Origin of the sequence: Oribacterium sp. oral taxon 108 str. F0425, from assembly GCF_000214455.1 — a bacterium.
GTDB lineage: Bacteria > Bacillota > Clostridia > Lachnospirales > Lachnospiraceae > Oribacterium > Oribacterium asaccharolyticum.
On record NZ_AFIH01000001.1, the window covers coordinates 31,828 to 43,393 of the forward strand.

An 11,566-nucleotide genomic window follows, 5' to 3' on the forward strand; every position below is an offset into this window, starting at 1 on the left:
ACACCTACCAATATGAAATTTAATCATCTCTTCCTTGTAATTTACCTTATAGGTAAATCCGTAATTGACATAAATACAGTTTTTATTCATAACGAGTACCGCCCTCTCCGCGAGCGATACTCATTAAGAATTATAATTCAATATTGTGATAATATTGAAGAATTTCTTTTTGCACATGCTCCGGAATTAGATTATCTCCGGTAACAATTGCTTTTCCGTTATAACTATTCCCCTTTTTATATGTTTTTTCCTCCAGAATCAGTTTTGTTTCTGCATAATATCTCCATGTAGCTGATTGTAATCCACTCAACTTTTCGGGTTCAAGCGCCAATAAAACAAAATAATAATCTTTTCCGAACCGATCTGTACCTTTTAAATATTTCTTCATCGAAGGATATTCTTCCTTTTTAAGTTTTGAAATATGTTTCGGAAAACGAGTCAGTAAATCTATCGTTTGCCCTATTCTAAGTAGCTCTCCCCTCTTATTACAAATCCCGTACACGCATCTTGCTTTTGCATATTCTTCAAATTTGTCTTCCGTATCTATAATAATATTCGTTCTATCTACAGGAATGGAAATACCCTGCAGTGCCAGTAAGTCTCCCAGCACTTCAGGAAAATGACTTTCATGGGTAGTATTTCCGGGGCGTGACCACGATGCTCCTGAAAAAAGTACCGCCTCCAATAAAATAGAATCCGAAATTCCAAAAAACCGGCCTAAATCTCTTCTGAAGATATCCAATTGCTTTTGGATGTAAGCAAACGTAAAAGAATCTATTCCCATAAGATCCGTAATAACCTTGGCTCTACTATGAAGGACTGCATTTATTTCAGAAAATACATCCGGACTGCTCTTTCTTTCAGACTCGCTTAGCTCATCTATGCCTACTCCCAATGCCTTTGCAATTTTATTCAGCGTTTTGGCAAATGGCTTGGCCGAGTCGGATGATTCAATTTTATTAAGAGTAACTACCGAAATTCCGGCAATTTTCGCCAATTCATATTGTGTTTGTCCCCTATCTTCCCGTAATTTTTTTAATTTCTCTCTACTATACATCACTCTCTCCTTTTTATTTCATTTCATTTTTATTTCATTTTAATCATAGAATTTCATTCTTATTTCATTTTTATAATACAGAGAAGATTGGTTTTTGCAAGAGTAAACTATAAAAAGGATAAAATAAAATCGTAAGAATATGAAAATAGCGCTTTCTATATCTTTTCTCGGCTTTATGATACTGTATAAAGAAAATAAGGAAAGGAATAAATCATGAAAATTCATAAGCCCACCGTCATCAGTCTCGCTTTTTTAGCAGCCGTTTATCTTGTTATGCAGTGGAGAGGAAATACTGCCTCTGTTAAGAAAAATAGCCAATCCTCCTCTGAAACACAGACTGAGGCGACAAAATCCGATAAAGAAAAAGGGGTAGACGAAGCGGAAACAAGTTCCGAGAATACAACTCCCGAAGTAGCTAATCCAAAAGCAGTCTACACCGCTTATTTAACCCTCTTAAAAGAAAAGCAAAAAGACATTGAAGCCTATACCTGGCAAGCTTACGAGGAAGATAAAGACGGAGCGCCTATCAGTGTAGAAACGAAGGGGATTGCCGTAGCCGATGTTTATGGGGACAGCACGCCCGAGTTGCTTTTTATTGATGCAGAGGAAAACAACGGAGAGGGGGCTGCCATTCGCGCGAATCTCCACATTTACAGCTTTCAAGACGGAAAACCTGTGGAAATTGCGAAGAAGGAAAATCTGGATTATCAAGTAGGTGGCGGCGCCGTGTACAACATTTTCCTGACGGAAAAGGACAAGCGCCTCTATCTTGAGCAAATTGACTTCGATGCGAAGGAAACGGATGTGCTTTATCTTCTCCCTATGTCCGGCAATTTCCCCTTGGAGTGGGATAAGCAGGCAAGCTATAGCTATGACCCGGAGAAAGGGTTGGAAAATGACGAAACTTCTCCTAAGCGTTCCGATGAAGAATTCATCCTCTATGATAAGCCCGTAGAAAAGGCAGACTACTACGCCTTTAAAAAAAGAATTGAGGAAAAAAATCCGAAAAGTTTGATTAGTAACTTTGGAGGAGAAGAGAAAAAAGAAACTTCCGCCCTGAGCTACAGTGAGGCTATTTCCTTTTTGGAAAAGCAAGCAGAATAATGCGATAGCAGAAGAACAGCAAGACAAAAATGAAAAGGCTTTCTTGCCCCCCACCCCAGAATCACTTTATCAGAAAATTGATAACAGAGAATTGGACTTTTTTCACTACAAGAGATAGAAAAACCTTCGATGAGCGCATCATTCATCACTATTCGCTTCCTCCGGGAGTGACTTTCCGCCGTTCTCTAGGATCGTCAGCATTTCCCTCGGCGTCACCACATAGGGCTTCAGCGGGAAATGTTTGATGTTTCCGGTTACCAGATAAGCATCGCTGTCTTTTCTGGCTTCCATTGTGACCGCATATAAGATTACATCCTTCGGGTCGGGCAGGTTTTCCTCCAGCTTCTCCGGGTCAAGGAACACACCACGCATACGAATTCCATCCGTCACGGTTTGAATATCCTCTTCCTTAAAGGGGAATTTCTTCCGCCGCAGCACCTCTTCGTATTCAGTCATGATTTCATCGCTGAGGAGAGGAACAATGCTTCCCACAAGAGCCTGCTCCAGAACCGCTCCGGGTACGGAATCCCATCGAAGAAGGGCGGAAACTAGCACATTGGTATCTATCACTGCATATAGCTTCATACGTTACTTCCCATTCCTTACGGCTTCGATCTCTGCATTGATTTCATCCAGCGTCATGTCGGCTACACCGGCATTCTCCGCATCACTGCTCATGCGCTTCATGGCAACGACAGCTGCCGTCGCCTTATAGTTCTCTTCCGGCAAGATCATGCTGAATGGAATGCCCCGCACCTGCACCGAGCGAGTCAGGAACATCCGGATTGCTGTGGGCAGGTCAAGGCCGAGCTGAGAATATACATCGGAAGCTTCCTTCCGAAGGTTATCGTCTATGCGAAGCTGAAGTAATCCATTTTCCATGATTACACCTCCATTCAAATTTGCATATGTTTGTAATGCAATCGTACCACTTTTTTTTGGAAATCAAGTGAATTACAAACTCATGCAAGCAGGAGTTCAATAGGCACACCCGATCCTTCTTTCTTCTTCCACTAAAATCAGGTTCGGGATATAATAATCCCCGTCAAGCGCATACTGAATCTCGTTTTCGCTCTAAAATCAAGGCTTTGCAACTCTCAGTTGTCAAATTGACAAGCCCGATTTCTTCCCTGCAACCGGATTTTCCGATAGTATGAGAGGCGTAAAGACGGAGTGAGCGAAAGCATTTTCCAAGGCAAACATTCTTTCCTATCTTATAGAATGCGCTCGACACAAAAGGCAGGCTCCATAAAGCTATGAAGAAGAAAGTGCATCGGCTCGAATACAGCATCATAAAAGGAGTAGAGTATGATACTTGCAGACAAGATTATTGAATTAAGAAAGAAAAACGGCTGGTCCCAAGAAGATCTCGCAGAGAAACTGGATGTCAGCAGGCAGTCTATTTCCAAATGGGAAGGAGCCCAGTCCATTCCGGATATGAATAAGATTTTGAAGTTATCCGAGGTCTTTTCCGTAAGTACTGATTACCTCTTAAAGGATGAGATAGAGCTGGACAGTCCGGGAGAAACCCTAAAGATTGATACGGAATCCTCCTTAAAGGAGGTTTCTGTTTCCATGGAGGAGGCCAATGCTTTTCTGGAACACAAGAATCAAGCAGCTTCCCAGATTGCTCTGGGCGTACTGCTTTGTATCCTTTCCCCCAGCCTATTGATTGTTTTAAGCACGCTTCAGGAAAGTTCTCTTCTTTCTCTCTCAGAGGGAAAAGCCGTAGGTATCGGTGTGCTCTTCCTCTTCCTTTTGGCAGGAGCAGGAGTAGCCTTATTTATCAAAAACTCCATTGAAGGAGATCGATTCCATTATATAGAAAAAGAGCTTCTGAATACTGCTTACGGGGTAAATGGTATGGTGCAGGAGAAAAAATCCCGTTACCAGGGAACTTATACTTCTCAGATGATTTTAGGTATTTTTCTTTGCATCATTGCGGCAAGTCCCATCTTTATCAGTATGATTATCTTCGGAGAAGATGATCTCCATACCGCTCTTGCCGTGCCTTTCCTTCTGCTTTTTGTGGCCGTTGGCGTGTTTCGGATTGTCAAAACGAATATTATTTGGGATGCCTTGAACATGCTTTTAGAGCAAGGGGATTATAGAAGGGAGGAAAAGATGGATGAGTACAAAAATGAAAACGTCGGGCAAATTTACTGGTGCTTGGTAATCGCTATCTATCTTGGCTACAGTTTTATTACCCGGCGCTGGGACATCAGCTGGATTGTTTGGCCGGTAGCCGGAGTGGGCTATGGGGCAGTACGCGGCATTGTCAAGTCCTTTAGGACGAAGGTTTAAAATCATAACCACCCGTCAAACGGGTGGTTTGCTCGGGGGCTATAAGCCCCTGTTACTGGGCCAGCGTCTAAAGGCGCTGGCTTTCATTTTTGGCTATGGTAAGTTTGCTTTCGCCTACTTCCCACAGCCCCATTCAAGCCTTATTGCTTTTGACTCGTCGCTACCCCATAAAGGGGTATGGTTACTACTTCACTTTAACCCTTAAAAGGGTCTTCATATTCTTTAACACTAAGTTTATCCATGGCTATATCATGTTTTTCTTGATCTTGTATATACTTTTTTATTGTGGCTTCATTTAGTCCAACTGTACTGACATAATAGCCTTCGGCCCAGAAATGCCTGTTCCCAAACTTATATTTAAGGTTTGCGTGTTTATCAAATATCATTAACGCACTCTTTCCCTTTAAATAGCCCATAAATGATGAGATACTAATCTTAGGTGGAATACTAACCAAAATATGTATATGATCAGGCATTAAATGTCCCTCTATTATCTCTACACCTTTATATCTACACAACTGCGCTATTATATCCCGTATATCCGCCTTGTATTGATAATATATTATTTTTCGCCTATACTTCGGTGTGAAGACAATATGATATTTACACATCCATTTGGTATGTGCCAATGCATATTCTTTCTTCGCCATAAATCACCTTCCTTTTCTGCAATATAGCTTGAACAACTTTATTGTATTAGGAAAGGTGATTTTTGTATAACAAGTGTTTCCCACCCGCATAGCGGGTGGTTTTTTGTATCAGAGCTAACATTTTTCAAATGTCAGCTCTGATACTGGCTAAAGTCCATTAAATCTTAAAAGTGGCTGTAAAAAAATAAAAAGGACGTTTTTATTTTTTACAGCCACTTTTTTGTGTCCGAATTAGTTTTTCACTTTAAATAAAATCTTATTCATATCTTTGCGTTTATCCGTTATGGGAATTCGGCATGCTTATATCTAAGCTATACTCCGGCATCCCTCCGTGCTTTTCTGGTCAATCTACTTCTCTTAAAGCACTCCTCGGTTTCCTGAGGCTCAAAGAAATGCTTTTCCTTTTCCGCTAAGCACTGTTTGATTCTAAGATAATCCTCGAAAGAAGACAGTTCTCCTATAAACAGTAGATAATCCCCTCTATAGATCGAGTCCAGAATCTTGGAGGTGCTGTTTTTCTTATAGAAAGTAAAATGAGGATAAAAATGGATTCTGCTCCCGGTTCCGTCGTGTAGCTGAAAATCTATGAAGCCGATTCCCGCATAGGGAATACTCCGGCTTTCTCCTTTTCGATAGTGCAGCACTATTTCCTCTTCATAAAATACGGCTTCCACAATATAGGATTGGAAGAAAAACTGATAAAGCTCCCGAAGAGCAACAAAACTGCAAAGGATAAGGAGTGCAAAGATAAACCAAATGCTGCTGTCCCATCCCACGTGTGCGTAGAAGAAGAGAAAAAGCCCGGCGAAAAGCAGCAGAACAAACAAAGCCGAAATAGGATTGGGCGAATAGTGTGTGATTTCCCAATGGCAATTTCCATTTTCATCCCGGTAGGTATTCCTTTTCATCTTACTCTATTCTTTCGAAGACTCTTTTAGTCTTCTCTATAGACAAGGACATATGCCTTGATATAATCGCTGCCTTCCACGATAGTGAGCGGAATTTCCAAAATAGCTTTCCCTGCCTGTCCATTAGAATACTGCGCTTTCTCCTCAGCAGAGTAGAAATACATTCCGGCGGAATAGCTGTGTCCGGCCTCTACGGAAAGATCAAAGCTCAGCTTCTCTGTTTTGACATTCCTTGTCTTCGTGCCTACCGTTTCCGTTGACTCAAAGATACCTTCGATAGTATGCTGACCGGGAGCCAAGGCTACGACAGTTTCCAAGTCCTTTCCTGTAGTGAAGGGCACGTTGGCAAGGTCGCTTCCGTCAACCTTAATCTGCTTCCCGTAAATGTGAAGAATTCCCTTATCCCTGTTGTCCTCATTGAACTTCTTCTCACTGTTCTCTCTCTTCTTTCCCATGGAAAGCATTACGACAAAGGCTATTGCCCATACTACTGCTACTACCGCAATGATCATGATGGTTTGTGTTGACATATCTACTCCTCCCAAAATTTTTCCCTCTTTTTTGAAAAGCAAAGCTTCACACAAAAGAAGGGCATTAAAATTTAAAATATTCAAAAATTATTATAAATTTACTATAGCGAATGTCAATTCCATTCTCTTAGGAAAATGGAATTGAATTTCATACGCTAAAGTGATAAACTAAGAACGAATTTTAAAAAGAAAAGAAAGGTGCGGATCGAATGAATAAAAAACTTGATACACCTGAAGTAAGGCATTTATTTGAAGGAATGCAACAGTTAAGGGGAACGGAAGAATATTTCCGTTTCTTTGAAGATGTCTGCACCATTAACGAGTTACTCGCTATTGCGCAGCGTTATGAGGTTGCAAAGCTCTTACGGGAAGGAAAAACCTACATTGATATTGCGAAATGTACGGGGGCCTCTACCGCAACGATTTCCAGAGTGAATCGTTCGTTGAACTATGGAGAAGACGGCTACCGTTTAGCCTTTGAACGACTGGAAAAGAAGGGGTAGTAGCCCCTTCTTTTTTAGTCGACTGTATTTTGTGTAGCAGCTTGTTCGCCGATTACAGCAAACAAACTTCTCGGGCAAACTCTACGCGTCCGAACGGCTGAAGCCGTTTTTCATCTTGCAACTAACTTCATACAGTACCTTATCCAGTACAGCGTCGGTTTCTTCCTGCACCATCTTTGCAATTTCTTCATTGCATTCTTCAAGAAGCTTAATCACCGCCGCATTCTTCGGTAACTTCTTCGCAAGCTTCTCTTCCAGATTCTTCATCAGGGTATAGCCCTTTGTCGGCACCTTTCCCTGATACCGTTCAATATGCATTTTGCACTCACTGAACTGTGCATCCGCCAGAGCACCGATAATTCTGTTTGCCCAGTAGAAGCTCTCCGTCGTAACCCGGTGCGTCGTATTGGCAAAGTACTCCGGTGTCTTGTTGACATTTGCATAGAAAGGAACAAAGGCGTTAAAGGTATTGGCGCCGAAGCAAACCCACTCGATTGCGGCATATTCCTTCGGCACATCCGGACGAATCTGCACAAGACTTAGGAAATTGTTCCGGTTGATTCCGATAGGACGATATTTTCCTCTATCCTTCTCGTCTCCGTATTTTCCGTAACAGTCGTAGGGCGTTCCCTGGAAATGAGAGGAGAGGATATACTTCACGTCTTCCGGCGTAATTTTAATCTCCGGGCAGAGACACCACGGTAAATCGTCATCCTCCGGCTTTAACTCGGCAGCCTCTCCGTCAAAACTGAAGGTATTTTTATTAAAATATCTTGCCATATACCAAGCTCTCGGCGTGTTGTAAACATGGTCCGCATCGGAATGGGTACCGAAACATTCTCTCGGATTAATCCAGTCTCCTTCCGTTTGTTCAATCTCATCCGCAAAGCGCAAGTCCAAGTGATTCTTGGCAATAAATTCCTTCAAGTCTTTGGAGCAAATAAACTCAGCCTGTTCTCCGAAGGCATCTTCGAAATCGAAGTAGTCAATTCCGAGCTGATTCGGCATCATCACATAGGCATTGTCCGGCACTCTTCTGGCAATAAAATGATGACCGCCTATAGTCTCCAGCCACCAGATTTCATTTTCATCCGAAAAGGCAATCCCGTTCATTTCATAAGTACCGTACTTTTCCAAAAGCTCTCCAAGACGAAGCACACCTTCTCTTGCGGAATGAATGTAGGGAAGTACCAAGGTCACCATGTCCTCTTCTCCGATTCCGCCGATCTGCTCCGGCTTTCCGTTTTCCGCCTTCTTATAGACTACAAGCGGGTCTCCGGAAAGTACGCGCTCATTGCAGGCAATGGTCTCGGTAGCGGTCATGGAAACATTTTCACTGTTTACCCCTGCTGCACCCCAGATTCCCTCATCCTCATAAACCGCATTGGGCATACAGGTATAACGAAGCGGATTCTTGGGAAGCGGAATCCTTACATGAGAAAGCATGGAAACATATTCTTTTCCCTGATCCTTCGGTTCAACCACAATGAATTTTTTAGCACAGAAAACGCCGGATCCGGAATCCTCATTTCTTGCAATCATCGTTGAACCGTCGTAGCTCGCCTCTCTACCTACTAAAATTGTTGTACAAGCCATTTTATCTTCCCCCCTTAATCTGTATTAGAAACTACTATTCTAAAACTATAGCAAATAGAAAACTATTATTACAATATAAATAAGTATACTCTAGCATTTTGCCTTTTTCCACAAGGATTCTTGTATAAACGTGTAATTTATAAGTGATTTTTGCCGATAAAGATATATATGAAACTATTTTTATGCTGAAAAAATAGTTTATTAAGGCACACTTGCAGAAAAATCACCCAAGGAGGGGTAAAATGTTTAAAAAATGGAACCAATCAAGCAGACTGCACTTTTTCTCCATCGGCGTCATTATCATGCTGCTTCTAACCACAATGGCAACGGTGACCAGCATCTTGTCTTCCAAGGAAGCCGATAAGACAGCGGAGAAGCGTTTCGCTCTTGTCACTGCAGCAAAGCAGTTTTCTTCCGCGAGCGTGGACTTAACAAGACATGCAAGGTCTTATGCTTCCACTTTAAACACAAACTTCCTGGATAAATACAACCGGGAAATCACAGAGTACAAGAATCGTGAAAAAGCAAGAGAAACCATGAATCAGTATGGAATCAACGAAACGGAAGATACGGCCATGCGTACGATGGAAGCGACTTCCGCCCACCTGGCAGACCTGGAAACGCAGGCCTTTACCTATGCCGCGTCAGGAGACAGCAAGAACGCCACCGCCCTGATGTACAGTGAGGATTATCTCTCCGGAGAAGCGGAGGTACAGAAGCAGTACAAGATTTTCTATGACAGCATCGTGAATAGAACCGATAAAGAGATGGCGGGGGCCATCGAGGTTGCATCCGCAACACAGATCCTCAGTATTGTTCTCTTAATTCCTTCCATTCTCTTCGTTCTTCTGATGATGCTCTTTGTAAAGAAAGAGCTCATGAAGCCGATTATCGCTATAAAGGAAACCATGACGAGCCTTGCGGAAGGACAGCTCAGTGAAACGAAGATTGACCTTCCGGTAAATGAGACCGAGGTGGGTCGTACAGTGGCTGCTATAAAGGGAATGAACTATCGCTTAAAAACCATTATTCAGGATTTACAAAACTTACTCTTTGCCATGGCGGACGGAAACTTCCGGGTAGAAAGCGGATGCAAGGAAATGTATGTCGGAGAATACGGTAATATTTACAACGCGTTAGACCGCATTCATTCCAAATTAAAGGAGACGCTGCAGGGAATCGGTGTAGCCTCCACAGAAGTCAACTCTTCCGCACAGGAGATGTCCCATGGAAGTGAAATTTTAGCACAGGGCTCCGCACAGCAGGCAAGTTCCTTGGAAGAACTCTCCGCTACCGTGAGCACGGTATCCGATCAGATTAAGAGTAATGCCGCCAATGCGGAAAGCGCCAGCGATCTTTCCCGCATTACGGAGGAAGAGCTGAAAGAGAGCAGCTCCGAAATGAATGCCTTAAGTCTTTCCATGAATGAAATCAACGGAACGGCTCAGCAAATCAGTAATATTATCCAAACCATCGATGATATTGCCTTCCAGACCAATATCCTGGCCTTAAATGCGGCGGTCGAAGCTGCACGTGCGGGAGAATCCGGAAAGGGCTTTGCCGTTGTAGCCGATGAGGTTCGTAATCTTGCGGGAAAATCTGCAGAAGCGGCCAAAGATACCACTGTCCTGATTGAAAATACGGTTCGCTCCATCCGGGAAGGAACAGAGATGGCCGATCGGGCTGCCGCTTCTCTTGAGAAGTTGGTAAAGAGCTCTCGTCAGATGAATGCCAAGATTCTTGAAATTGCGGAGTATTCCGGACAGCAGTCCAATTCCGTATCCGAAATTGCACAGGGTCTGGAGCAGATCTCCTCCGTCGTGCAGAACAATTCCGCAACTGCCGAAGAGTCAGCCGCTACCAGCGCAAAACTTTCCGACCAATCGAAAGCAATGGATACGCTTTTAAAGCAGTTTACACTGTAATATTGTTGAAATTAGTACTGTTGAAATGTCCCTCCCGTGCAAAGCACGAAAAAAAGGGGCTGTAAAAAAATCAAAATAATTTTCTAAGCAATATAGGTCTGAACTTGGGCACGCTCTCGCTAGCTTCGCCTGACTGAGCAGTGGTTTTGTTAACCACTGCTCACTTTGCTTCGCAAAGCAACTTCCTTCAGAAGTTGGTCTTGTACAGGACAACTTTTCTGATGAAAAGTTTGTCCTTACGTAACGGATACTAAGCGAAAAACTGCGTTTCTCTTGTTTTTCGCAAGTACCGACGGGCTCAGACTACCCCGCATTCAGACCTATATTGCAAAAATCACTTTATTATTCTGATTTTTTTACAGCCCCTTTTAATTCATAACGAGTTTCGCTAGCGTAGCTTGCGGTATCTCGCGTTTAAGCGGATAACGGGAGTCGGACCCGCCTCACTAGCTTGGGAAGCTAGGGTACTACCGATGTACTATATCCGCAAGACTCTTCTATTATAAATTTCTCCTCTTCAAAATGCAATAGCGGAGAAAGAACGAGGATGCATTCGATGCAAACCATCCGGCATCCCTCTTTCTCCGCTATATTTTCCGCCTTTAGCTTAAACGGACTTGCCCAAGGCAAGAAGCCATTCCTTTTCTTTAAATCCTACAAGAACTTTCTCTCCATAAAGGAAGATGGGTCTTTTTACCAACATTCCATCCGTGGAAAGAAGCTGTTCCTGTTCTTCCTCCGACATATCGGGCAGCTTATCCTTTAAGTTCATAGACTTATAGAGGAGTCCGCTGGTATTGAAAAAACGCTTCAGGGGAAGGCCTGAACGCTCCCGCATTTCATGAATTTCTTTTGCTGTCGGATTCTCTTCTTTAATGGGGCGCTTTTGGAAGCTGACCCCCTGCGCCTTTAAGAAATCCTCCGCTCTTTTACAGGTAGAACAACGATCATACGCGATTAAAACATTCATTCCGAGTTCCTCTTTTCTA

Annotated in this window: 12 protein-coding genes and 1 tRNA gene; 4 read left to right on the plus strand and 9 right to left on the minus strand. The window is 42.8% G+C overall.

The genetic code is table 11. The annotated features are described in order from the left end of the window. Positions 1-130 precede the first annotated feature (130 nt). Positions 131-1,057 carry a helix-turn-helix domain-containing protein gene (locus HMPREF9124_RS00160; protein ID WP_009429875.1) on the minus strand — a complete coding sequence of 309 codons (927 nt, stop codon included), beginning with the start codon at positions 1,055-1,057 and terminating at the stop codon, positions 131-133. A gap of 213 nt (positions 1,058-1,270) precedes the next feature. Between HMPREF9124_RS00160 and HMPREF9124_RS00170 the strand changes: the two genes are divergently transcribed. After that, positions 1,271-2,161, plus strand: coding sequence for a hypothetical protein (locus HMPREF9124_RS00170; RefSeq protein WP_009429566.1), 891 nt, complete (start codon positions 1,271-1,273; stop codon positions 2,159-2,161). 138 nt (positions 2,162-2,299) lie between these two features. Here HMPREF9124_RS00170 and HMPREF9124_RS00175 read toward each other — a convergent pair whose 3' ends face one another. Both HMPREF9124_RS00175 and HMPREF9124_RS00180 read right to left on the minus strand, forming a co-directional pair. Then, complete coding sequence (locus HMPREF9124_RS00175) at positions 2,300-2,746, minus strand: putative toxin-antitoxin system toxin component, PIN family (RefSeq protein WP_009428145.1); 447 nt, start codon at positions 2,744-2,746, stop codon at positions 2,300-2,302. Positions 2,747-2,749: 3 nt separating this feature from the next. Beyond that, positions 2,750-3,043: a type II toxin-antitoxin system RelB/DinJ family antitoxin gene (locus HMPREF9124_RS00180; RefSeq protein ID WP_009428802.1), complete on the minus strand. Its 294-nt coding sequence runs from the start codon at positions 3,041-3,043 to the stop codon at positions 2,750-2,752. A 426-nt stretch (positions 3,044-3,469) separates the two neighbouring features. Between HMPREF9124_RS00180 and HMPREF9124_RS00185 the strand changes: the two genes are divergently transcribed. Beyond that, positions 3,470-4,465 carry a helix-turn-helix domain-containing protein gene (locus HMPREF9124_RS00185; RefSeq protein ID WP_009427826.1) on the plus strand — a complete coding sequence of 332 codons (996 nt, stop codon included), beginning with the start codon at positions 3,470-3,472 and terminating at the stop codon, positions 4,463-4,465. A 194-nt stretch (positions 4,466-4,659) separates the two neighbouring features. On the opposite strand, the gene tnpA is transcribed toward HMPREF9124_RS00185, so the two are convergent. The 3 genes from tnpA to HMPREF9124_RS00200 form a co-directional block, all read right to left on the minus strand. Then, positions 4,660-5,115 carry an IS200/IS605 family transposase gene (gene tnpA, locus HMPREF9124_RS00190; protein WP_009537449.1) on the minus strand — a complete coding sequence of 152 codons (456 nt, stop codon included), beginning with the start codon at positions 5,113-5,115 and terminating at the stop codon, positions 4,660-4,662. A gap of 311 nt (positions 5,116-5,426) precedes the next feature. Further along, positions 5,427-6,023, minus strand: a complete 597-nt coding sequence (locus HMPREF9124_RS00195; protein WP_009428097.1) for a hypothetical protein — start codon at positions 6,021-6,023, stop codon at positions 5,427-5,429. 26 nt (positions 6,024-6,049) lie between these two features. Beyond that, positions 6,050-6,553, minus strand: coding sequence for a hypothetical protein (locus tag HMPREF9124_RS00200; protein ID WP_036597875.1), 504 nt, complete (start codon positions 6,551-6,553; stop codon positions 6,050-6,052). 209 nt (positions 6,554-6,762) lie between these two features. On the opposite strand from HMPREF9124_RS00200, the gene HMPREF9124_RS00205 reads away from it, so the two are divergent. Further along, on the plus strand, positions 6,763-7,056 hold the full coding sequence (locus HMPREF9124_RS00205; RefSeq protein WP_009429147.1) for a YerC/YecD family TrpR-related protein: 294 nt from the start codon (positions 6,763-6,765) through the stop codon (positions 7,054-7,056). Positions 7,057-7,137: 81 nt separating this feature from the next. Here HMPREF9124_RS00205 and HMPREF9124_RS00210 read toward each other — a convergent pair whose 3' ends face one another. Then, positions 7,138-8,652 (minus strand): C69 family dipeptidase, encoded by a 1,515-nt coding sequence (locus tag HMPREF9124_RS00210; protein ID WP_009428375.1) that lies wholly within the window; start codon positions 8,650-8,652, stop codon positions 7,138-7,140. A gap of 242 nt (positions 8,653-8,894) precedes the next feature. On the opposite strand from HMPREF9124_RS00210, the gene HMPREF9124_RS00215 reads away from it, so the two are divergent. Further along, complete coding sequence (locus tag HMPREF9124_RS00215; RefSeq protein WP_009429821.1) at positions 8,895-10,577, plus strand: methyl-accepting chemotaxis protein; 1,683 nt, start codon at positions 8,895-8,897, stop codon at positions 10,575-10,577. A gap of 417 nt (positions 10,578-10,994) precedes the next feature. Here HMPREF9124_RS00215 and HMPREF9124_RS00220 read toward each other — a convergent pair. Together HMPREF9124_RS00220 and HMPREF9124_RS00225 are read right to left on the minus strand one after the other, a co-directional pair. Continuing rightward, positions 10,995-11,065: transfer RNA gene (locus HMPREF9124_RS00220), tRNA-Gly, on the minus strand. Positions 11,066-11,184: 119 nt separating this feature from the next. Next, entirely contained in the window at positions 11,185-11,547 is a 363-nt protein-coding gene (locus HMPREF9124_RS00225) for an arsenate reductase family protein (protein WP_009429577.1), read from the minus strand. Between the last annotated feature and the right edge of the window lie 19 nt (positions 11,548-11,566).

Excerpts from the sequence above, each read along its gene's own strand:
- HMPREF9124_RS00180 (WP_009428802.1), bottom strand. The coding sequence starts at position 3,043 with ATGGAAAATGGATTACTTCAGCTTCGCATAGACGATAACCTTCGGAAG.
- HMPREF9124_RS00185 (WP_009427826.1), top strand. The coding sequence starts at position 3,470 with ATGATACTTGCAGACAAGATTATTGAATTAAGAAAGAAAAACGGCTGG.
- HMPREF9124_RS00215 (WP_009429821.1), top strand. The coding sequence starts at position 8,895 with ATGTTTAAAAAATGGAACCAATCAAGCAGACTGCACTTTTTCTCCATC.
- HMPREF9124_RS00175 (WP_009428145.1), bottom strand. The coding sequence starts at position 2,746 with ATGAAGCTATATGCAGTGATAGATACCAATGTGCTAGTTTCCGCCCTT.
- HMPREF9124_RS00225 (WP_009429577.1), bottom strand. The coding sequence starts at position 11,547 with ATGAATGTTTTAATCGCGTATGATCGTTGTTCTACCTGTAAAAGAGCG.
- HMPREF9124_RS00160 (WP_009429875.1), bottom strand. The coding sequence starts at position 1,057 with ATGTATAGTAGAGAGAAATTAAAAAAATTACGGGAAGATAGGGGACAA.
- HMPREF9124_RS00170 (WP_009429566.1), top strand. The coding sequence starts at position 1,271 with ATGAAAATTCATAAGCCCACCGTCATCAGTCTCGCTTTTTTAGCAGCC.
- HMPREF9124_RS00210 (WP_009428375.1), bottom strand. The coding sequence starts at position 8,652 with ATGGCTTGTACAACAATTTTAGTAGGTAGAGAGGCGAGCTACGACGGT.
- HMPREF9124_RS00195 (WP_009428097.1), bottom strand. The coding sequence starts at position 6,023 with ATGAAAAGGAATACCTACCGGGATGAAAATGGAAATTGCCATTGGGAA.
- HMPREF9124_RS00200 (WP_036597875.1), bottom strand. The coding sequence starts at position 6,553 with ATGTCAACACAAACCATCATGATCATTGCGGTAGTAGCAGTAGTATGG.
- HMPREF9124_RS00205 (WP_009429147.1), top strand. The coding sequence starts at position 6,763 with ATGAATAAAAAACTTGATACACCTGAAGTAAGGCATTTATTTGAAGGA.
- tnpA (WP_009537449.1), bottom strand. The coding sequence starts at position 5,115 with ATGGCGAAGAAAGAATATGCATTGGCACATACCAAATGGATGTGTAAA.